Below are 23,034 nucleotides of genomic sequence, written 5' to 3'. Positions count from 1 at the left end.
CTACCTCCTTCTGCGATAACCGTCTGCGACGCTTATCACACCAATTACATAACAATCACATTATCTGCTACATTCATTGTTGAGGCTCTATGAGAGACGATGACAACAGTCTTGTCATTACAAGTCTCTGATAAGGCCTTTAAGATGATTCCTTCGTTAAGGGAATCAAGGCTTGAAGTTGGTTCATCCATAAGGATGATTGGTGCGTCTGATAGGAAGGCTCTTGCCACGCCAAGGCGCTGCTTCTCACCTGTTGAGAGGCCTTCTCCTAACTCGCCAATCACTGTATCATAGCCCTTTTCAAGACTCATAATAAAGTCATGGATTGATGCCTTCTTGGCAGCTTCAATGACTTCCTCCATTGTAGCATTTGCCTTAGCCACCTTAATATTAGCGGCAATTGTATCATTAAAGAGCTCTGTCTCCTGACTTACAAAAGCAATGTGAGAACGCAAAGAGCTTGTGTTAATGTCCTTTAGCTCCTGTTTATTAAAATAAATGCCCCCGGCACTTATCTCATGGATTCTCATAATTGCCTTTAGAAGTGAAGATTTGCCACAACCGCTTTCGCCATGGATGCCAGTGATCTTTCCAGCTTCAAAAAATGCATTGTAGTCACGCAATATTTCCTTTTCATTATAAGCGAAACTAATATCCTTTACAAGGATAGAAATTCCACTATTCGTATTTTCTTTATTAAAGTCTAAGTCCTTAGCATCAGTAATTTCCTGAACTTCAGGCTCTTCCTCTAGGATATTTAGCACTCTGTCACCACTTGCAAAAGTCTGATTTAGATTATTTGAAAGAGATGAAAGGGCGAGCACAGGGCCGAAAGAACCCATAACTGCTACGGTGCACATTAAGCTTTCTGTAAATGTAAGGGCGTTATTTTCAGCAAGGAAAAGGGCCACAACAAATACGAGATATGAGCAAACTAAAATCACGAAATCTGACCACATGCGGGAATCTCCTGCAAATCTAGCAAGGATAAGCTGTGACTTAGATAACTTGTTGGATTTTTTCGCCATATTAAGTCTTCTAACTAAACCGCCGCTGTACTGAATTGTCTCATCGATACCACGAAGAGAATCAAGACAGTAGCTGTTTAATTCGCCAAGACCATTTCTAAACTCTAGCCCCGCCTTAGCTGTAAGCTTTGAGTTAATAAATGGAATAATCACACCGATTGTAAAGTATGCAAGGCCTGCAATCACCGCAATTACTGGAGAGAAATGTGCAAGGAACACAAGCATAACAATGCTTACTAAAAGGGCGATAAAAATTGGACTAATAGTGTGAGCATAGAAAACTTCTAGCTGCTCAATGTCTGAGGTAAGAATTGAAATTAAATTACCTCTGTCTTTTCTATCAAGTTTAGCTGGTGCCAAACGTCTTAAATTTTCAAAAACCTTATGTCTAATAATGGCAAGCAACTTAAAGGCAATGAAGTGATTACAGTACTGCTCTGCGTAGTGTAAGAAACCTCTTGCCACTGCAACAACTACAAGAAGCACTAGGGCTATCTGTCTTTGATTGGCTGAAAGTCCACAAACCACTGAACCTGCCATACCATTTGCCACATAATGAGAACCCCAGAACTCTGACACAATGCCCGTTGCAATGATTGTAAGGGAGATTGCGCAAAGATAACCGATAGTTCCAAGAAGCACTGCTGCCGCAATGATTCCAAGAAGTGGCTTAATTAGGCCAAGAAGCTTAAAGCTAATTACGAGGCCATTTCTTCTTTTATTTTCCTTGTCCTTTGAAAATGTAACATTTTCAGCAAAATGATGATGCTCTGTTGGCATCTCATTCTTTGAGTCTCTAAAGCCATCCACATAGTAGCTTGAACGAGTATACCCCTTAGTTTCGTAGAGATTATTCTTAACCTTAAGAAGGGCTCTCTTACTTCTCTCAGCCTCTTTCTTAGCCTCAAGCTCAGCCTCAAAGGCCTTACGCTCTTCTTCTCTTTGACGCTCAAGCTCTAGCTCCTCAGCTGTTGGCTCGGCCTTTAACTTATAAAGGCAAACACCTTCTCTAGCATCGTAAGTCTTCTGTGTTGATGTCTCATTTTTTCTAAAATTCTCTAACTTAGCCTGAGCATTATAGAGACTTGCGTAAGTTCCATAACCTTCCTCAGCCTTTGAATCTGCCTCATCTAGGTTGAGAATAAGCTCAGAATGCTTACCAGTCTCAACGATTCTGCCCTTCTCAAGGACGTAGATGCAGTCGGATTTTTCAACATTTTTCAATCTATGAGAAATTAAAACCACTGTCTTTGTCTTAGAAAGCTCAGTGATAAGCTTCATAATAATCTCTTCGCTTTCAGCATCAATGTTTGAAGTTGCCTCATCAAAGATGTACATCGGTGTGTCCGCAAGTAGGGCTCTTGCAATAGCAAGACGCTGTGCCTGACCTCCGGAAAGGTTAGTAGCTCTCTCTAGGATTTCAGTATCAAGGCCTTCTCTAGCCTCGAAAATTTCCTTAAGAGAAAGCTTCTCTAAGATATCCCAAAGCTCCTCATCACTAGCACTGGCCTTTCCAAGGTAGAGATTTTGTCTAACTGTACCTTTGAAAATGTGACTATTGTTCTTAACTAGTGTGATATTGCTAAGTAAGCTCTCACTTTTAATGTCCGAAATATTCAAACCGTTAACCTTAATGCTACCAGAGAAGTTTTTATGCTTTCCAGTTAGGAGGCTAGCAATTGTACTCTTTCCGCTACCTGACTCACCAACAATAGAAATAAAGCTAGCGCTTGGTATGTCAAGGTTTATGTTCTCTAGGACTTTTCTTGTATCATCATAAGCAAAAGATACATTTTCAAAAGTAACCGTAACTGAATCGGCCTTGGCTCCCTTCATGAAGGCAAGAGTTGATTCCTTGCCCTTAGCAAGCTCCCTTTCTCCCTTCTTGTCCACTTCCATATCAAGCAAGGCGAAAATCTTATCTGCTGCTGCCATTCCGTTCATAGCGATGTGGAAATATGAGCCAAGAAGTCTTAGAGGAATGAAAAATTCTGATGAAAGTAGAATAATTGATAAAGTTCCTGCAAGTCCGATATTTCCATTAAAATATTCAACTATTGTCACAAGCATGCCCACAGCTGCGCCGCCGTAAGCCACAATATCCATAACAGATGTAGAGTTTAACTGCATTGTGAGAACTTTCATTGTGATTTTTCTAAATCTGTTGGCCTCAATGTCCATCTCATCTGCCTTTAAATCATCTGTCTGATAAAGCTTAAGAGTTGTGAGACCGTTTAAGTTATCAAGGAAGGAATCCCCAAGTTCTGTGTAGATTCCCCAATATTTGCTTAGTAATCTCTTTGCGATCTTCTGCACCACCACGATGGAAATCGGAATAAGTGGCACACAGATAAGAAGGGTAATACTTGCCTTAAAGCTAATATTTACAAGGCAAAGAAAGAGAGTGAGGGGAGCAAGGAGGCTATAGAAGAGCTGAGGGATGTATTTGGCAAAATATACCTCTAACTGCTCAACGCCTTCAGTACTTAACTGAATAACCTCAGCGCTTGAAACCTTCTCCTTATAAGAAGGTCCAATCTGAAGGAGCTTCTCATAAATCTTGTCTCTTAAAAGCTTCTTAACGTCTGCGCTTGCAAGGTAGTTGATTCTTGCAAGGAGCTTGTCGCAAATCATTCTTATAATAATAAGTAAAGCCAATGTCACTAAAACTAGGGCAAGCATAGTCCAGTTGATGGTAACGCCTGTAACGTCAATAACCACCCAATCAATTGCGATGTTTTTTAGCAACGAAGGCACATTAGATTCAAAAATATCTGCTATAAAACTTGTGATGGTAAATATAGCTAACATCTGCGCTACTAAGGCAACCCATTGAATAATGATGTTAAGGTAAATGTATTTTTTTGAGTTAGATAGTAGCTTTACTAATCTTGTCTTAATCATTTAAATTTCCTGTCTTTCTACTATTATTGATATGTGGCATCGCCAACAATGATAACTCTACATATTGTAGTCATCAAGGAAGTGATGCTTCACACCCTTCTTTTTATAGGCCACTACCGTATCTACGTTAACATTTTCCACACTTCTAAAAATGTTCTTCTCGATAATAGGGTCTTTTTTTGCTAATTGTGCAATTAAGGCCTTAACCTCGGCTCTCTTTGAAGTGAGGTTAGAATTTTCATCTGCAAGTGCTTCTGTCATTCGGCAGGCACAGGCGATAAACTCAAGTTTATTGTAGCTGCACCAGTGCTTAATGTCTGCTTCTCTAATTAAGTACATAGGGCGAATCAGCTCCATGCCCTCAAAATTAGTGCTGTGAAGCTTTGGCATCATGGTCTGCACCTGGCCGCCGTATAACATTCCCATAAGAATTGTCTCAATGACGTCATCGAAGTGATGGCCAAGAGCAATCTTATTACAGCCTAATTCCTTCGCCTTTGAATATAAGTATCCTCTACGCATTCGCGCGCATAAATAACATGGACTCTCCACAATCTCAGCGACTGTGTCAAAAATCTCTGTCTTAAATACCGTAATTGGAATACCCATAAGCTTAGCATTCTCCTCAATGCGCTTGGCATTTTTCTCGTTATAGCCTGGGTTCATTACTAAAAATTCCAGCTCAAAATTATTCTTTCCGTGCTTCTTTAATTCCTGAAAAAGCTTGGCAAGTAGCATAGAATCCTTGCCGCCGGATATACAAACCGCGATCTTGTCGCCGTCCTGAATTAAATCATAATCATTAAGAGCCTTTGTAAATTGTCTCCAAATAGGTTTTCTAAATTTCTTAACGATGCTTCGCTCAATATACTTCGCATCAATTACAATGTCTTGATCTTCCACGTTATTATTGTTCTCGTTTAATTCCATAACAATAATCAACCTTTCATAAATATCCACATTATAATACCACCTTTAATAGGATATTAACAATTATTATTTTCTCCATATTAAGGTGGTATTCCTTTAAGTTTTTTAAATTTTAAAAATGTATCTTTGGCGCCCCATCACGCCCCCGCAGTTCTAATTTGCTAAGAACCACAACACATTAGTTTATTCCATTATACTTCTTCACATATTCCACGAACTCATCCTCAGGAATAGGTCTTGAGAAGTAAAAGCCCTGACAATAATCGCACTCAAGGGACTCCATGAGTTCCTTCTGTGCCTTTGTTTCTACACCCTCTTGAACAATCTTTCTGCCCATACGCTTACCCATCTCAATGGTATTCTTAAGCATAATCATTGCCTCTTCGTTCTCCTCTGCTCTCCAAAGAATCTCTCTATCAATCTTTAATAGCTTAAAATCAATATTAAAGACGCTACTCATACTAGCAAAGCCAGTACCAAAATCATCAATAGAAGTTGCAAAGCCAATTTCACGAAGCTTACTAATTGTCCGTTTCATAACCTCTGTATTCTCGACGGCTGCTGTCTCTGTAATTTCAAGGTTTAGCATGTTCACGTCGATGTTATATTTTCTCATAATATCAGTGAACTTATCGGTTAAGTCTCGCTGCATACACTGCACAGGAGATAAGTTAACCTCGATATAGTCAATTCCAAGACTCTTTAGGTCTCTTTCGCTTAAGAAGCGGCACACATCCTCAAAGACAAACTCGCCGATACCAATGATGGCGCCATTCTTCTCAGCAGTTCTAATAAACTCCTCTGGATTAATAGCTCCAATCTCTGGGTCGTAAAGTCTAAGTAAGGCCTCTGCCGACTTAATCTTGTTGTGTGCTCTATCCCAGATTGGCTGATAGTAAACCTTGAAATTATTAGAAATCAAAGCTCGTCTAACAGCCTGCTCAATCTTTAATCTACGCTTTAACTCCTCAAGTCCCTTTCCTGAGACAAAGGTTACTCTTGAACCATTACCTGTCTCAGAATAGCCAAGAAGTAAAAGCTCCTCCACGCGGTTAAGATTATCTGGCACATGAACCTCATAGACTATAGCATTATATTCTATATCAATGTCATTAACCTTCCAAGCCTCTCTAAATCTAGTGTTTAGCACGTAGGATACATATTCGGCTTTGTTATTCTCCTGACCTGTAAGGACAATGGCGAATACGCCTACATTTAAAGAATAAACCCTAGCCTGCCTATCCACAGTCTTTAGCCAAGTGGCGATATTAAATAAACTCTCGTTAATCTGGTCAATACCAAGAACAGACATGTAACCTTCTATATTAGTAAGCTTAAGCATTATAACGCTAAACTTGTTGTCACTATCAATTAAAAGCTTCACATCTCGCTTAAAGGTGTTGCGGCTATAGACATCATACTCTGATACCTTGTGACTCGCCTCATCATCAAGACTAATCATAACAGACATATAAACCACCGCCTGCACGAATAACTCGATTAAAAGATGTGGGTAAAAATACTGCACAATAACGGAAATTATTCCACTCCAGATAAAGAGAGACAACATAATCACCATCTTAAGCCTAATAGACTTAAAGTAGATAATCATGTGTACCAAAAAGAATATTAAATAAAATAATGTCACACCGTATATGCAAATCATAAGTATTTCTCTGTGATAGCCGTAATTACTATCAAAAGAGAATACTAGATTGTGGAATCTGTTAGTTATAAGAAGTACAAAATTTACAAAATAAGGAATGAGAAGTAGATTGTACTTCTTCTTATCTGTCTTATAAAAAGCGCCAGAAATCATGTTGGCGTAAATGTAATACTGATATGGCACGAAATTATGAATTAGCAAATATAAATTGTTGCAGGTATATAAAAGAGGGAGTGGTATGCAACCCTTATTATTTACTGCAAGCGAGAAAATGATATCTAAGACCGCACAAATAAGACCGTTAATAACGATCCAGAAAAACATCTTATTCTCATCTCTATCTCTGTCTTTAATGACAAACATGCAGCCCATTACAATTAAACTTATAATAATTGCACATATATCAAAATCAAAATTATACATATACTACCTCTAAGAACGCCCATAAATCAAAAGGTGATGCTAATAAAAGCATCACCTTATCACTAATATTATAACAAATAAATTGTATGGATTCTATAATTCTTTATCAAAATTTTAACAGTTTTCTGTTCTTGTAAGCATATCTGCAATCAAATCCACAGATCCTGCAATTCCGTATCTAGAACTATTTAAGCAGAAGTCATAGTTGTTAGCTTCGTCCCAATCTTTACTTGTGTAATACTTGTAATATTTGTTTCTAAACTTATCAACCTGTCTAAGATGCTTTCTTGCTGTCTTATAGTCAGTTCCGTTAATTTCCATCATTCTCTTAATACGCTCATCTTCTGGCGCTGTAATGTAGATACTAACGTGAGGGATGTGGTTATTAGTAAGAATGGCATCCGCACATCTACCCATAACAACGAAGTCCTCATTCTTTGAAATATCACAAAGAATTTCACTGATCTTAAAGAAAACTGCATCCTTTAATGGAAGACCATGATATCTGTTGAGATTCGTTAAAAGATATCTTAACTGATCTGAGTTCTTCTCATAGAAGACACTATGCTTCTTTCTATCATACTTGTAACCCTTATTCTTGGAATTCTGAATTTCGTTAACATTTCTTCCTTCCTCAAGGTTACTAATAACTTCCTGGAAGATTTCTGCATCGTAGAAGTTACATTTTAACTTATCAGCAAGCGCAAAACCGATTTCAGTACCTGCGCTACCATAAGTTCTGTTTATGCAAATGATACGATGATGCTTAACACCTGCATCAACCGCATTACTTACGTCACATAATTTAGCTGCTTCATAATCAAGAATTTCTACCTGACCAAAGCCTGGAGACATAGTTGAGATTTCTTTTAAAATGCTATCGTATTCCTTCATAATCTCTTTCCAAGTCTGGTGGTCTCTCTGCTTGATTGTACGAGCCATGTTACCAATTAAGGCTACCATACTTCTTAGGGCATGGGATTTGTTGCTTTCCTTCATTGTCTCCATGATCTCTTCCACAGCACTTGTTTTATCATCGCCAAAAAGACGACCAAGCTTAGAGCCTGTATGCTCGTAAACCTTTTTATCTAAGTCATAAATCTGCTCTGCTAACTTGGCAAAATCAGACTTAACATACTCTTTTTGTGTCATATTATTATCACTCATATTCTACCTCCTATAAGAAGAATACTAAAGTATCAAGAATGAACACTGGCACTAGAATACCAATAGACCATTTCATATAACCAAAGAAGCTTGGCATTCTGATACCGTTTTCGTCTGATATTGATTTGATCATAAAGTTAGGTGCATTACCGATGTATGTGTTAGCTCCCATAAATACGGCACCACAAGATATAGCAAGTAACATGTGTGCTGGAATTGTACCAACAGTTGTTACAATACCTGAAGTATATCCTAGAGTACCTGCGGCAGTTAAGAATACAAGGTAAGTTGGTGTGTTATCAAGGAAACTTGAAAGCGCACCGGTTGTCCAGAACATTTGCATAGGCTTTGTAAGGCCAAGGTCTGGGCCAACTGACTTAAGTAATGTAAGAGCTGGTGCCATAGTAATAAAGATACCAATGAAAAGAATTGCTACTTCTTCGATAGCGCCCCATGTGAAATGGTTTCTCTCTCTGATTTCCTTATTAGTAGTCTTAAATGAAAGGAAGGCTGCAAGTAAGATAATTACACACTCAATCATAGCTGGGAATGTAAATGTAACTTCGCCTAAAATGTGAATACCAAGTACAGCTCCCTCTGCATCCTGGAATGCAGGAAGTGTAGGTAAAACACCACTTAAGATAACCGCTACAACGATCATTACTAAGAAAATTAAATTGTGAAGTCCTGAGAACTTAATCTCTGTTCCGGCCTTTGAAAGGTCAGGTCTACGACCTCTTGCTAAATCTCTCTTATATCTCTTTCTATCAATAAAATAGAAGATAACAGAAAGAACTGTTAAATTAAATATGAAAACTGGGAATAGATTCAAGCTCCAAAAGAATGGTACACCACGCATAAAGCCCATTAAAAGTGGTGGATCACCCATAGGTGTTAAGGCGCCTCCAAGGTTACTGATCATGAAAATGAAGAAAATCATGATGTGTGCCTTATGACGTCTCCAAGAATTCATCTTGATTATAGGTCTAACCATAAGCATTGATGAACCTGTGGTACCGATGATACTTGAAAGAAATGTTCCAATTATAAGTAATATAACATTAACTCCTGGCGAACCGGCTAGGTCACCGTCAAAAGAAATATTACCTGCTACACAATAAAGTCCAAATAAAAGGACGATGAAAGTAAGATAGTCTCCGAAGAAACTCTCTAATACAGACTCAGCTGTCCCCACAATACTGTTACTGATTGTAAAAAGAATTGCAAATACAATAATCCAGAATGCGACAGCGATGGCCTTGTACTTTTCCCACCATTCTGCATTAAAAATAGGAAAAAGTGCTATACATAGCAATAATCCTACGAATGGTAAGCACAATACGATCGAATTAACCATAAAAATCCTCCTAAAGATCGATTACTAATCGTAATCTACTTTTTCTGGCTTACAATTGTTGTATTATCCTCTTATATAAAGATAAAGTCAACAAGTTTACTGATAATAATTTCCCCATATATATTTTTCACATAAACCCACAGTTGAATATTATATATTGTAAAACTTTTTCGTGTAAGTATCAATTTACAAAAATTTCTTTCCAAAGAATATACATTTGCATATCTTTTCCAGTATTTCTGGACTATTCTTAGTGAAATTTGCATCGTAAGGAGTGATAAAAAGCGCTATAGCCCCAAGTATTGTAATAATGCAAAGATAAGCTATAAATTGCCTTATATCATTCTTGTGTTTCTTACTAGCCGTGGCCTCAAGACTTGCAAGGCAGATAAAGGCATTGATTCCCATAAGGAATAGGAAATCTAGCTTGTATCTTTCAAGTAGGTAAGGGGTCCAGCACACAGAAAGCACTGTAATCACAATAGGCAAGGCAAAGAGCCAGAGACTAAAGCCGTAGAGCCCCTCCTTCTTTAATTTATAAGAAGCTCTTTTTGAAAATGCAGCAAAGACGGCAATTAGTATCGGAAATTCAAACAATACCCCCGAAAAGCCTACAAAAGGAAAGCTCTCCTTTATAGTCTTAAAGCTAATGAAGTTGTAAACAAGTCCGTTAAACACATCAATTAGATTGAAGCGTTTGAAAATGTTACCGTAGGCCGATTGGTCTGTCACTGTCATTTGATAAGACTGTCCAAATTCAAAAGGATTTTGGAAACGTAGGTAGTTGTATAGCATAAGAGCTATGGCTACAAGAAGGTATGGTAGGGCTGCTATGCAAAGGTTACGTATGATTGTAACCGGGCCGCGGCCTGCTGCCTTGTTTGCTGCGGGTGAAACTGAGTCGACATTCTCGCAGACAGCCGCGCCGCGGGCCTCATCGCCGCCGACTTCATAATCTCCTGCCCTAAACTTCTTTACATATATAATTATAAAAGGAATCACCGCAAGGCTTGCTAGCCCTATTGTTGGTCTTGAGCCCCAAACTAGGGCACCACAAAGGGAGCCAAGGATTGCGTCCTTTAAAACTTTCCAATTCTTTTTTTGTAAAAAAACGCCATGAATAAAGAAATAAAAACTCCAAATCTGAAAAGCTAAACCAGAAGAAATAGCTGTGCAGTAAAGCTCTGGTGCATCAAGAATATACCAGACACTAAGAACTGATATAGTAACAGATAATAGGGAAACTAGGCTTGCAGGAAGCTTTTTAAAGAAAAGCCTTTGTAACATTTTCAAAAGGAAGAAGATTCCTAAAACGATAAAGATTACAAAAATCCTAGTTGCTATGATTGTTGGCAGGCTAAAGCCTGTAATTAACTTAAAAGGTAGGAATAGAAGAAGCACTGGCACTACTCCAAAGTAGACATAGTAGTGGCCCTCAAAATAGGCGCTATCCCAGTGAACGGATATGTCGTTTAGCTTACGCACCTGATAGTCGTAAGGATTAGATAGGGCTTCTAGCTTTGGGTCCACGTCGTAATCTAGATATAAGTGGCCCTCAAGGAAGCTATTCGCCAAAAGCTCATACTGGTCGTGGTGATTATTATTAACCCCATTCCAGCTGTTGCTAAGCCCCATTGGGAGCTGGAGAACTAATATAGTTACTAGCATTATGGAAAGCTCCATTCCCTTTTTGAAAGTGGAATTGACGCTAACATTTTCTTTGAATAAAAACGACCTCTTGTTAAAGATTGCAAAAAGTCCTAATAGAATTCCCCAAAATAAAATACTAGTAACTATATACATAGGCGTCCCCTACCTTTTCTCATCATAATAATGCAAAAAATAAACCCTGTAAAAAATTTTCCAAGTATCTAGAAATACATGCCAAGTGTCCTTTAGACCGATTCGGTTGGCGTTCTTCTCTCTAACAAACACAACCTCTACTGGCATCTGCGCAATCTTTGCCCCTCTTCTGTGAACCGCCACTAAAAGCTCGATATCATAAGCAAAACCTGCGGTTCTAATTAAATGGCCTACAGGCTTGATTGCTGAAGCCTTAAAGACCTTGATTCCTGTCTGTGTATCCTTCACATTTAGGTGGAAAAGCACAAGCAGCATAAGGTAGTAACCCATGCTTATGACCTTTCGCTTGAAAGGATATTTTAGTTTAGAATCTTTATGAAATTTACAGCCAATGACTACGTCCTTGTTGTCTCTTAGCATCTTCTCTAAGTAGCCCTCAAGCTGCATTGGATTTAGCTCCAAATCCGCATCAAGAAATGCGATATATTCTCCATCGGACTGCATAACCCCCGCCATGATTGCATTACCCTTGCCTCTATTCTTACCGTATGAGACAGGTCTAATGCGGGAGTCTTCCTTTGCTGCCCTCTTTATCTCTTTTAATGTATTATCTTTGCTACCATCATTTACCACTACAATTTCAAAATCCTCTACAAAAGATGACACAATACTAATAGTCTTCATCAAGCTCTCATAGATTAGTTTTTCCTCATTATAGGCCGGCATTACAACTGATAACTTCGCGCCTAAATCTACCATATTAAATGTCCTTCTTAAAAAAATGAGTACTGCATATCGTACAGTACTCATTATATCAATTCTTAATTTATCTTGCTACAGTTTTTAAAACTATTCAATAGTCAAGCCTTCGCTAGTTGGATGAAGCTCAACATAAGTTCTACCATCGGAAAGCTCGATTTCTTCACCTGTTGCAGCATTAGTATAAACAGTCTGAGAATATCTATCAGCCTTAGACCAGTTGATTGGGATTGCGCTACCATTTGTAATATAATAGCCAGTTCCTGAGCCAGTTGTGTAAATGTCTAAGCAGTAGTTATCTGACATGTAGCCATAGCTTATGTTCTGAACGATAATGTTCTTTGCTGTGAAGCTCTCGCCTGTGCCATAGTCAGAGGCTGTTGTGCCATTATTGGCTCTTGTGTATTCCTTAGTTGTTTGGTCATATGAAAATGTAGTCGTCTGGGCGCCGCCAATAGTTACCTTGACGTTAGTTGCTGGAAGGGCGCCTTCCACTCCACTTAGATCCACATCTGAAACATTGTAGTTAAATACTAAAGTGTCCTCAGCAGAATCTGCTTCCATATTAAAGCCCTTAGTGTCCCTTGCATACTCAAGTAGCTTAAGAGTTGATGTATAAGCTGTATGCTCTGTTGCTAGGTTCTTTGGATTCTCTCTCCAGAAAGGAGAATCATACATGCCGTTAATGTCGTCAATGCCTGTTGAAGAAATCTGAGAAATAGCCCAGTCACTTCCACCAAAATGAACAAATATGGCATCTGACTCAAAACAGTAATCTAACATGTTGTGTCTCGCACTTCTTACAGTTCCTACCTGTAAGTCTTCCTCTACATCCTTAAAGAAGGCAAGAAGTCTTGTCTGACCACCTTCTACTGGAATCTCGTAAATCAAAAAGGCCTTGTTTAGGCCACGCTGTACTGTAGTAGCAGGATAGACGTTGTTAATAGAAATGGCAAATGGTCTTGTCTTTGAATTAACGTCTACTACATCCACTACTTCAGGCGCTTCTGTCTGCTCCTGTGTTGTCTCCTCTGTCTCTGTTTCACTTTCCGCTTCTTGTGCTTTTTTCTTACCGCAAGCTCCAAGATTTAAAATCATCATTGAAGAAAAAAGACATATTAGGAGTAAAGATAATAATCTCTTAACTTTCATAAAAGCCCTCCCCCTCTATTCATATTTTAATTTTACTATTAATATTATTTTCTGTAAAGTGGGAGAAAAAAAAGGACTACAAACGAATTTGTAGTCCTTTTGTCTTATTATTACAAAAATGTAATGCCGGCAACGGGAATCGAACCCGTATGGGAGTATAAGTCCCGCAGGATTTTAAGTCCTGTGCGTCTGCCAGTTCCGCCACACCGGCATAACTGCTCAATGAGCAATTAACCTAGTCTCAAGTGCTCTCAAGACCTTAGTTATATTATCACGAGATTGAAGCTTCGTCAACCTAAAATTAGGAAATCTTGCGATAATTTTATACATGTTGCTCTGGCGTAGCCTAAGTTAATCTAGCGATGCATCAACGTCTCGCTCTTGGGAAAAAGATCTTTCGATCAACAAGACAACTAGAGTTGCTTTACTACCTGCAGATTACATGCAAATGGGCGGAGAAGGATTCGAACCTTCGAAGGCAGTGCCAGCAGATTTACAGTCTGTCCCCTTTGGCCACTCGGGAATCCACCCATGTACTCAAATAAGCAATTATTCTATTAATTCAAGGCAATAAGCTTTACTGCCTCAAACGTTTGCAAGTTTACCATAACAAAATATAGTATGCAATACATTTTCAATCTCTTTCATAAATCTTTCACTTTTTTCACAAAGTTGTCACAAACTTGACAATATAGTTTGTGGTTTATATACAAAAATGTGTATGGGATTGCATTGCAAAACCATACACATTTAAATTTCATAAAGTAATTTTTATTCACTTTCAGCATTAGTCTTCCTGTAATCTTTCAACCATTGCTAAAAGACCTGCAGCGCTATTGAAGTTATCTGGGATAATTTCGCTAGCTGGAATTGAAATATCATACTCATCTGTAAGAGCTGAGATGATTTGTAAAATATCAAATGAATCTAAGATGTGATCATCAATAAGTGTTGTGCAATTTTCAAAATCTACATCTTCCTTAACGTCCTGTAAAATTTCAATAAGTTCTTCCATAGTTTTCCTTCGACTTTAAAAGTCTATCCTTTCTCATTTTAATTTTTGTAAAAAATTTACCTATTCATTGAATTAATTTCATAGCTTTCCACGTAGTCTCTTACTAATCTAGCACTTCCATCCCACAATACTACTCGAGGAAGAGTTCTACTAAGGAATAGATAAATACCTTCTGTAATAGAGTACGCTCCCATGTTAGAGAATGCAAGTACATCTCCCATATTTAATTCTAGAGGAAGCTGACTTACAATAATATCGTTTGTGGTACATAAGCTACCATATAAACAATAAGCCTTTTTTGTGGCATTTTCTTGAACATCCTCTAAAGAGCTTATAAATTCCTTAGTGTTTAGATTAGCCACCACAGGAACTTTCATACCCATCATCTGGCCGTAGTAATTTACGTGATTAAGGCCACCATCAATAAAGGCATAGTCAATGTCCTTGTTAGTCTTCATATCCACGATAGAAGTTAGATAATAGCCGCATTCAGTGGCAATAAAACGTCCCATCTCAATAGTTAGCTCGTAACCCTTAGCTGCCAAAGCCTTTAGGCCTTCGCTAATCTCCTCAAGGGATTCGTAGCTGTTAGTGCTGTCATCTTCTGCAAAAATTGGCACTCTAGCCCCAGGGCCATACTCAACCCTTTCCATCTTAAAGCCATGGTCTTTTTCTAGAGTCTCTAAAATGTCTGATAGCTTATCTAGTTCTTTTAGCTGCTTTCTAGCGTGTTTCTTTTGAGTACCAGTAAAGAAATGAAGTCCTTTTATTTCAATTTTGTCAAACTTGTCACGGTTATCAATTAGGTAGAAAAGGTCTTCCTTGCTCATACCAAACTGGTTGCCGCCGTTAAGTCTAGGAATTAAATTCACCTTGTGGTCTGCGTGCTTCTGGATATATTCCACCTGACGAAGAGATTCCGCTGTGAAGGTGGCAATGCTTCTTTCCTCTTTATCTACTCCTACCCCGTATTCAAGAGCGCGGATTACATCCTTTTCTGTCTTACAAACACCTGAGTAAATGATCTTACTTGGGTCAACCTTATACTTTGCGCAAAGTTCTAACTCTCCTGGAGAACAGACTTCAAGGCCATCCACAAGGTCCACAAGCTCTGTTGTAAGGAATGGATTTGCCTTGATTGAATAAACAAGACCTACTTGTTCTCCAATAATATGTCTGATTTTTTCAATTCTATCCTTTAATGCTTTTATATCAAAAACGTATGTTGGGCTGCCGTATTCATCGGCAACTGCTTTTAGTTCTTCTAAGTTCATGATGTCCCTCTTTCTTTTGATTTTGCGGGCGCTGCGCTAGCAATGGCGCGGCCACGATGGGCGCTGGTGCTGGGCCGCGATAGCTGCGGGCAATAGCGCCAGCGAGCACGCGACAAGCCCAGCACGGCGCTGGCGGGCGGCTTAAAGGCCTGCCACCTGCTTTAATGCATTTCTATCTATCTTGCCATTCTTTGTCATTGGCATTTCATCAATCATAATTACCTTATTAGGTATCATATAAGATGGTAAATCTTCTCTTAATTCTTCAAGGAGTTCCTTCTTGTCGGCATCACCCATGACAAAGAGAAGGATTTTCTTCTTATTATTATCGTAAAGGCAGCAAGTTCTCTCTACCTTATCCTTTGAACTAGCAGCCACCTCGATTTCTCCAAGCTCGATTCTCTGGCCCATGTGCTTAACCTGAAAATCCTTACGAGATACGTAGTAGAGAAGTCCATTTTCATCATAACGACCAAGGTCGCCAGTTCTATACATCATCTCAAGGAATTCAGGGTTTGCAGGGTTTGGCATGAAGGCTGCATTAGTCTTTTCCCTATCCTTATAATAACCTAGGGCAAGGCAGGCGCCGGATACGCAAATTTCGCCAACCTCGCCCGCTTCTCTGATTTCCTTATCGTTGTCATCTAGAAGGAACACGTGCTCATTTTCAAAAGCCTTACCTGCCGGAATCACTTCCTTAAGGTCATAGTCTCTGTCCACCACATGATAAGTGCAGTTGCAAGTAATCTCTGTTGGGCCATAGACGTTAACGTATGTTGCCTCAGGAAGGTACTTCTTCCAAACGTTAAGCTGCTTAATCGGCATAACTTCGCCAGAGAAAATGACCTTTTTAACGCTAGTTGGCACCTTGTAGCCAAAACCGTTCATAATAGACACGAAGCACATGGCACTAACAGCCCACACAAGGACAGTTGGCTTTCTCTCCACGAGATAGTCCATAAGGACTGTTGGATTTGAGAAGTAACTACGTGGGATGATGTTAACTGTGCCGCCTACTGAGATTGATGCAAATATATCTTTAACGGATACGTCAAAATCAAAAGGAGCTTGGTTAGCCCAAATGTCGTTTTTATTCAAATCAAAAGTCTTTATAAAGACCTCAATAAAGTCGATAATTGAAGCATGGCCCACAACAACGCCCTTTGGAGTTCCTGTAGAACCACTTGTAAAGTTTACATAAACAGGATCATTTGAAAGAGCTGTATGTCTTATTTTTACAAGTTTTTCTCTATCAATTAAATCCTCTAAATTGCCTTCACTACGATATTTTCTCTGGTTTTGAAGAAGAGTTTCAAGGCTTATTATTTTTACATTTTCATATTTATCAAAAAGGCTAAGGGCACTAGAATAGTTGGCGTCGTCGGTGAAAATGACCCTAGGCATTAAAGTTTCAATTACCTTTGTCTGTCTTGTTTCTGGACTTCTTAAATCAATAAAAGAGTAGAAGGCGCGAGTCTTTAAGGTTGCAAAGATACCCACTGTTGCATCTACGCACTTCTCAAGGTAGAAGGCGATGGCCTCTCTTTCCTTTATCTTCTCATCATTAATTAAATAACTTGCAAGAATATCACTTTCAATTTCAAGCTCCTTGTAAGTTATTGTCTTGTCTACATCGGCAAAGGCTACCTTATCTGGGTAGTTTGCGGATGAGTTTTCTAACCATTCCAATACGTTTTTCATACGCTTGCCTCTTTTCTTATTTATCGTAACTAATAGTTTGTACGCAACGCTTTTCATAGGCCAAATCAGAACCTACTTGGCGGGCGTTTACTACAATCTTTATGCTGCCATCGTCGTTTCCATCTGCATCAAAAGGAATTAGGCAGCTAGTGCTTGAGGAATAATCTTGAACGACCGTGTATTCCCCAGTGCTTTCATTATACACTGTATATTGATATTCTACGTCTACATTTGTGCCGGTGTAGGCAATTGAGGAAACGGAGATTCCGTTGGTCTTAGTTGTAGTGTTAAACCAGATTGTAGATATGTAATCTATTGAGTTTAAGTATTCTTCTGGGCTGTAGAAGTAGCTTGAAACATCCTCTCCTGCCTCCTTCATAAGTAGGAAGTTTGCAAGGGATGTGGAAAATGCTTCCGAGCCCTCCTGATTCATGTGCTCATGGTCGAAGAAATACTTATCGCTTGTAGTAAATAGCTCAGATTTTGCTAAGTTAAAGTCATAGTATTCTGCGCCACACTCTGCAAAAAGCTCCTGTAGGAGATACATTTTCTCAAAATATTCATCTCCATTCTCGCCATAGCTTAACACGTCATAGGCAGGATGTGGTGTGGCAATAACTATAAGCTCAACGTCGTTTTCCTCGCAAAGATTTGCAATGTCTCGTAATTCCTGTAAAGAGTCCTCGCTAAAGGTCTCTGAATAGTAGGAATAAGTTGTGTCATTACCTGTATCATCAAAGTTTAGATAGCCGCTTAAGTAGCCGTAGCCCTTGCCTACATAGTGACGGTAGACGTTATTAACCATCTCCTGCTCTGTGGCCTGCTTACCCTCAAGCTTTGCCTTAACGTTTGATGCCACATTTTTTAAATCCACGGAATTGTAAATCCAAGGGAAGAAGTAGTTTAGGGAAGCCGGTGTTCCCACAATGTCCTCATCAAAGGCATAATTAGCGTAGGTAGTTAGCTTTTCTAGAAGGGACTCGCCCTTTGTCTTGGCTCTTAAAAATGAAACTTCAGCTATAGTGCTTCGCTCTCCTGTAAGAGAGAAATAGCCAAGAGCCATAACCACGCGCTTTACCCCGTGATCTTCAATGGCGGTTTTAATAGCTAGCTTAGTTTGAGCTAGATACTGGGAAGGGGTACCCATGTTGTAGGAATTAGTGCCCATGATGTCATCCACCACATAAGGGCTAATGCCTACATAGCAAAGGGAGCTTCCCACAAAAATCTGATCTATACTGTCTTCTTTATGGTAATCATCCCACATAACCTGACTGGCAGAACCGTAAGGCTCTAGACAGAATTTAAGTAGTTCATTAATTAGAACTACGCAGACTACTGCAATGATTACACCTATCCATTTACGTTTCTTTCGCTTAGGCTTTTGACTTGCCTGTGGCGATACATTTTCATTATTCTCCATAAGGCCTCCTTATTAATAGTTCGCGTACATAAAGCTTCCGCTAGATGCACTGCTAAGTCCAAAGGATATTAACATCATAATTATTAGTGTTGAATAAAGTACAATTCTAAAAGGAATTGGGGACTTCATAAGCTTTTCAGTTGGGTCGATGCCGCGCTCCTTTAGGATGCTGATAATAAGCACCACGATGCAGCCAATAAAGGCTAGGTTAAGGCATAGATTTTGCTCATAAACTGCGCAGTCCTTAAGTCTTCTAAGGAAACGCTCTGGATGAAAGTAGGTAAATGTGTTGCGTAGGCAAAGTAAGCTATAACTTGGATTTACCAATACATCAAAATACCAACCGATATTTACAACTATAAAGGTTCTTACAATGGCAAAAGCCTTGTAAAATTTGTTCTCTCTATTAATGTGTAAGACTGCTACCATCTTGTCAAAAACTGGGCTAAATAGGTCGCTTAGGGCGATTACAAGTCCGTTATAAATACCCCAAATAATAAAGTGGGATGCTGCCCCGTGCCAAAGTCCTACAATAAAGAAAACTAGTAGGTTTGCAAGACAGGCCGGAAGGGTTCTGCTAAGATGGGTTGCTAAATTTTTATTCTTAAGCTTTTTGCAGGCCTTAGATAGGGACTGCATAGGCTTTGTAAGGGCAACTGGATAAAAAATGTAGTCTCTCATCCAAGCACCAAGGGAAATGTGCCATCTTCTCCAGAACTCCCCTAGAGACTTACTAAAGTATGGCTGACGGAAGTTTTCCATCATGTCGATACCAAGCATCTTTGAGGCACCCATAACCATGTCGATACCGCCTGAGAAATCGCAGTACTGCTCAATGGAATAGAGAAGTATTGTAAAGACGATAATGCTTCCTGGTGTCTTTGAATCTATATTTCTAAAGGCTGCTATGATGATAGGAGATACCATGTCGGCAATGGCATATTTTTTAAAAAAGCCATAGCACATACGAAGTATTCCTCTATGTATGTTGTCTAAATCAAGTTTGTGTCTGCCATTTAGCTGATTTCCCAATTGATCATATCTATTAATTGGTCCCTGAAGTAATTGTGGAAAGAAAGATACGAAATTAAGGTACTTAAAAAAATTATTCTCGGCCTTATACTTTCCATTATACATATCAATTAAATAGCTAACTGATTGGAATGTATAAAAGGAAATTCCAAGAGGAATAACCACGCTTGAGGCGGAGAAAATTGTATTGCCCGATTCAGTTACGGACTCTTCAATAGTCTCTGCTACTGTCTTAGCTCCTAGTCCATTGAAAAACTCGTAAATGCTTGACCAATATTTTAAATAAGCAAGAATTCCAAAGTTGATTAGTAAAACAATTACCAATGCCACACGCTTATCAAACATATACTTAGCTTTAAGTTTTGCCTTAGCTTCTTTTATCTCGTCTTTAGACTTTGTTTCGTCATTCTTAAGTGCTTTCTTATCTAGGGCGTTTCTTTCTGTCCTTTTGCTCATATATAGGCCTGCAGCGAAAGTTGTTACAGATGTTGTGAAAATGTATATCAGATTAGTAAAACCACATAAGCCGTAAAAAATCATATTGGCAACAGTTAACACAATCCATTGATAACCTTCTTTATATTTGGATTGATTAAATATCTTCTCTACTCCGTAATACACTGCTAGCAAAGCCACCATAAATAGTGCAAATTCCAATGAGTATAATTCCATTTCTAACTCCTAAAGTATATTAATGCTTTATCCTGAAAGTGCCCGAAATTGAGCACCTAATTGATAATAGCACTATGAAAATTAATCTTCAATAAGTATCAAAAATTGTTCACTAAGAATTCACGACTAGTCACAAATAAGACTTAGCTCGTTAATTTTTTAATAAATATAATATCTACTCTAAACTTATAGCATCATATAAAAATCCCCTCCTTATTGATATATCCAATAAGGAGGGGATAATTCTTAACTTAATAAAATTTTATAGATACTGTGTCTTTCCAGACTCTCTAAGTTTTGCGAGAACCTGCTTGATCTCGCCAGCATTTTCCTTAGTCGAAATAAGAATAGCATCGTCAGTGTCAACTACAACCATGTCTCTAAGACCTACTGTAGCAATGAGCTTATCCTTTCCTTCGATTACTGTATTCTCTGTGTTAACTGTTACAACGTTACCTGTAACTACGTTGCCCTTGTCGTCGTTGTCCTTAATACGACCAACTGCAAGCCATGATCCAACATCATCCCAGCCAAAGTTACCTGGAAGTGTGAAGATTGAGCTAGCCTTCTCCATGATACCGTAGTCAACTGACTGTGATTCAAGGTTAGGGAACTCTGCATTTAATACTGCATCTTCTGAATCTGTTCCAATAGCATCCTTAATCTTTAAGAGGCCTTCGTATGTGCTGTTCATGAAGCTCTTGAAACAATCCATGATTGTTGAAACCTTCCAAACAAACATACCTGAGTTCCAAAGGTAGTTACCTTCAGCAAGGTATGACTTAGCTGTTTCAAGGTCTGGCTTCTCAACGAATCTAGCAACCTTGCGGCCATTGCCATCTGTAGTGCTTTCATCGTACTGAATATATCCATATCCTGTTTCAGGATAGTTAGGTGTAATACCTACTGTTACTAAGTTCTCGCCCTTAGTTGCAATTTCAACTGCTTCCTTAAATGTGTCAGCGAAAACTTCATTTTTCTTAATTAAGTGATCTGATGGTAAAACGATCATAACTGCATCGTCTTCACCGTTCTTCTGAGCCTTATCAAGTACGTGTACTGCGCCAAGACCGATACATGGTGCTGTATTACGTCCGATAGGTTCACAGAGAATGTTCTCCTCTGGGAGACCTGGTAACTGCTGTTTTACTAATTCCTTATAGTTCTTGTTAGTAGCAATATAAACATCTTCTAGCTTAACTAATGGGCTGATTCTTTCAACTGTAAGCTGAATCATTGTCTTTCCATCACCTGTAAGTGATAAGAACTGCTTAGGTAAATTCACACGGCTTCTTGGCCAGAATCTTTCACCCTTACCACCTGCCATAATTAACGCTGTAGTCTTCATGTTTAATCCTCCATTAAGTGACTAGCACTTTTCTAATTAGATATTCTAATCGCGAAAATGTTACTAGAGGCATCAATTCATCAGAATTGATGCCTCCAGTTTATAAATCATTATAATCTCCGCAATAAATAAACTTGAAAGTTCGGCGCAGCCCAAGTCCCCGCTTCACTGCCAGCAAACCTTCAAATTTATGGCTTGATTTTAACACTTATGTTAAGAAAATGTCAACATTTTTCCTTTAAATTATAAGTTTATTTAGAGAATATTTATTATTTTAATACTCCTATTTTCTGTTTTTGTTAATATTTTTAGGTCTAAGGGACTATTGGCTTGTGGTTATAAACCTAGGGGGAAAGATGGTGGGTATAGGGTGAACCTTTTAAAGAAATGCATCATTCCTCCTTAGAATTTCTAGAATAAAATTCATTAAGTCTTATTAATTCCAACTCAAAATATTCCCTATTATTATCCTTTATATTCTCCAATATTAAGCCTGCAAAAAATGATTGAATTGCAGCTATCATTGTAAAGCCACATATAATAAGTGTAGGAAAACGACGAACTAAGCCCGTCTTAATAAACTCCACAAGTATTGGCACAAAAAAGCCTATGGATATCAAGCCCAATATTATTGCTAGTGTTCCAAAGAATCGCAAGGGTCTAATATGTCTAAACAACTTCCATATAGTACACAAAACCTTAAAGCCATCTGAATAGGTATTAAGCTTTGACACGCTGCCTTCTGGTCTATCCTTGTAATCCACTACGGTGTTTATAATATTCATGTTCTTATCTATAGCGTGAATACTCATCTCTGTTTCGATTTCAAAGCCATTGGATAGAACCGGGAAGCTTTTTACAAATTGATAGCTAAAGGCCCTATAACCTGTCATGATATCCTTGATATCGCTTTTAAAGAGGAAATTAATACTCTTTCTTACAAGGACGTTTCCAAAGTTGTGGAAAGGTCTTTTATTTTCACCAAAATAAGTAGAAGAAAGTCTATCGCCAACTACCATATCCGCTTGTCGTTCAAGAACGGCATCAATCATTGCCTTAGCGGATTCTGCCGGATATGTATCATCACCATCTGCGATGACATAACACCTTGCGTCAATTTCACGAAACATGCGACGCACTACATTTCCTTTACCCTGCTTGTATTCGTGTCTCACAACAGCCCCTGCTGCCCTTGCAAGAAAAGCGGTCTTATCCGTTGAGTTGTTGTCATAGACATATACGCGGCAGTCACCATCATCCCCATATTTTTCAATGACTGCGCGAAAATCCTTCACTACTTTTTCTATCGTTTTCTCCTCGTTGTAACAAGGAATTAGAACTGCGATTTTATCCATAATTCTACCCACCCCTTTGTGACTT

15 protein-coding genes and 2 tRNA genes are annotated in these 23,034 nt (G+C 38.7%); all 17 read right to left on the bottom strand.

Annotation, left to right across the window (positions count from 1 at the left end):
- Window positions 1–44 precede the first annotated feature (44 nt).
- Complete coding sequence (locus BLQ66_RS12320) at window positions 45–3,932, bottom strand: thiol reductant ABC exporter subunit CydD/CydC (RefSeq protein WP_074520430.1); 3,888 nt, start codon at window positions 3,930–3,932, stop codon at window positions 45–47.
- Window positions 3,933–3,989: 57 nt separating this feature from the next.
- Complete coding sequence (locus tag BLQ66_RS00490; protein WP_074521033.1) at window positions 3,990–4,862, bottom strand: tRNA 2-thiocytidine biosynthesis TtcA family protein; 873 nt, start codon at window positions 4,860–4,862, stop codon at window positions 3,990–3,992.
- A 178-nt stretch (window positions 4,863–5,040) separates the two neighbouring features.
- Window positions 5,041–6,951: an EAL domain-containing protein gene (locus BLQ66_RS00485; RefSeq protein WP_074520429.1), complete on the bottom strand. Its 1,911-nt coding sequence runs from the start codon at window positions 6,949–6,951 to the stop codon at window positions 5,041–5,043.
- A 114-nt stretch (window positions 6,952–7,065) separates the two neighbouring features.
- Window positions 7,066–8,118 carry a cytidylate kinase-like family protein gene (locus BLQ66_RS00480; protein WP_242869297.1) on the bottom strand — a complete coding sequence of 351 codons (1,053 nt, stop codon included), beginning with the start codon at window positions 8,116–8,118 and terminating at the stop codon, window positions 7,066–7,068.
- Between the two features lie 10 nt (window positions 8,119–8,128).
- Entirely contained in the window at window positions 8,129–9,475 is a 1,347-nt protein-coding gene (locus BLQ66_RS00475; protein ID WP_074520428.1) for a sodium:proton antiporter, read from the bottom strand.
- Window positions 9,476–9,661: 186 nt separating this feature from the next.
- Window positions 9,662–11,143: a hypothetical protein gene (locus BLQ66_RS00470; protein WP_143452961.1), complete on the bottom strand. Its 1,482-nt coding sequence runs from the start codon at window positions 11,141–11,143 to the stop codon at window positions 9,662–9,664.
- Window positions 11,144–11,287: 144 nt separating this feature from the next.
- Window positions 11,288–12,037, bottom strand: coding sequence for a glycosyltransferase family 2 protein (locus BLQ66_RS00465; protein ID WP_074520426.1), 750 nt, complete (start codon window positions 12,035–12,037; stop codon window positions 11,288–11,290).
- Window positions 12,038–12,127: 90 nt separating this feature from the next.
- Window positions 12,128–13,189 carry a DUF3048 domain-containing protein gene (locus BLQ66_RS00460; protein ID WP_074520425.1) on the bottom strand — a complete coding sequence of 354 codons (1,062 nt, stop codon included), beginning with the start codon at window positions 13,187–13,189 and terminating at the stop codon, window positions 12,128–12,130.
- Between the two features lie 124 nt (window positions 13,190–13,313).
- A tRNA-Leu gene (locus BLQ66_RS00455) sits at window positions 13,314–13,400 on the bottom strand.
- Between the two features lie 238 nt (window positions 13,401–13,638).
- Window positions 13,639–13,720, bottom strand: a tRNA-Tyr gene (locus tag BLQ66_RS00450).
- 256 nt (window positions 13,721–13,976) lie between these two features.
- Entirely contained in the window at window positions 13,977–14,204 is a 228-nt protein-coding gene (locus BLQ66_RS00445; RefSeq protein WP_027431943.1) for an acyl carrier protein, read from the bottom strand.
- Window positions 14,205–14,260: 56 nt separating this feature from the next.
- Window positions 14,261–15,478 carry a diaminopimelate decarboxylase family protein gene (locus BLQ66_RS00440; RefSeq protein WP_074520424.1) on the bottom strand — a complete coding sequence of 406 codons (1,218 nt, stop codon included), beginning with the start codon at window positions 15,476–15,478 and terminating at the stop codon, window positions 14,261–14,263.
- A 141-nt stretch (window positions 15,479–15,619) separates the two neighbouring features.
- Entirely contained in the window at window positions 15,620–17,179 is a 1,560-nt protein-coding gene (locus tag BLQ66_RS00435) for an amino acid adenylation domain-containing protein (RefSeq protein WP_074520423.1), read from the bottom strand.
- Between the two features lie 16 nt (window positions 17,180–17,195).
- Window positions 17,196–18,602, bottom strand: coding sequence for an SGNH/GDSL hydrolase family protein (locus tag BLQ66_RS00430; protein WP_074520422.1), 1,407 nt, complete (start codon window positions 18,600–18,602; stop codon window positions 17,196–17,198).
- A gap of 12 nt (window positions 18,603–18,614) precedes the next feature.
- The gene (locus BLQ66_RS00425; protein ID WP_074520421.1) at window positions 18,615–20,306 is read right to left on the bottom strand and encodes an MBOAT family O-acyltransferase; all 1,692 of its coding nucleotides are present in this window, start codon (window positions 20,304–20,306) and stop codon (window positions 18,615–18,617) included.
- A 262-nt stretch (window positions 20,307–20,568) separates the two neighbouring features.
- A complete protein-coding gene (locus BLQ66_RS00420; protein WP_074520420.1) occupies window positions 20,569–21,654 on the bottom strand; it encodes a mannose-1-phosphate guanylyltransferase in 1,086 nt (361 codons plus the stop codon).
- A gap of 392 nt (window positions 21,655–22,046) precedes the next feature.
- Window positions 22,047–23,009 (bottom strand): glycosyltransferase family 2 protein, encoded by a 963-nt coding sequence (locus BLQ66_RS00415; protein WP_074520419.1) that lies wholly within the window; start codon window positions 23,007–23,009, stop codon window positions 22,047–22,049.
- Between the last annotated feature and the right edge of the window lie 25 nt (window positions 23,010–23,034).

This window comes from Lachnospira pectinoschiza (assembly GCF_900103815.1).
Lineage (GTDB): Bacteria > Bacillota > Clostridia > Lachnospirales > Lachnospiraceae > Lachnospira > Lachnospira pectinoschiza_B.
This window is presented reverse-complemented; position numbering and strand designations above follow the sequence as displayed.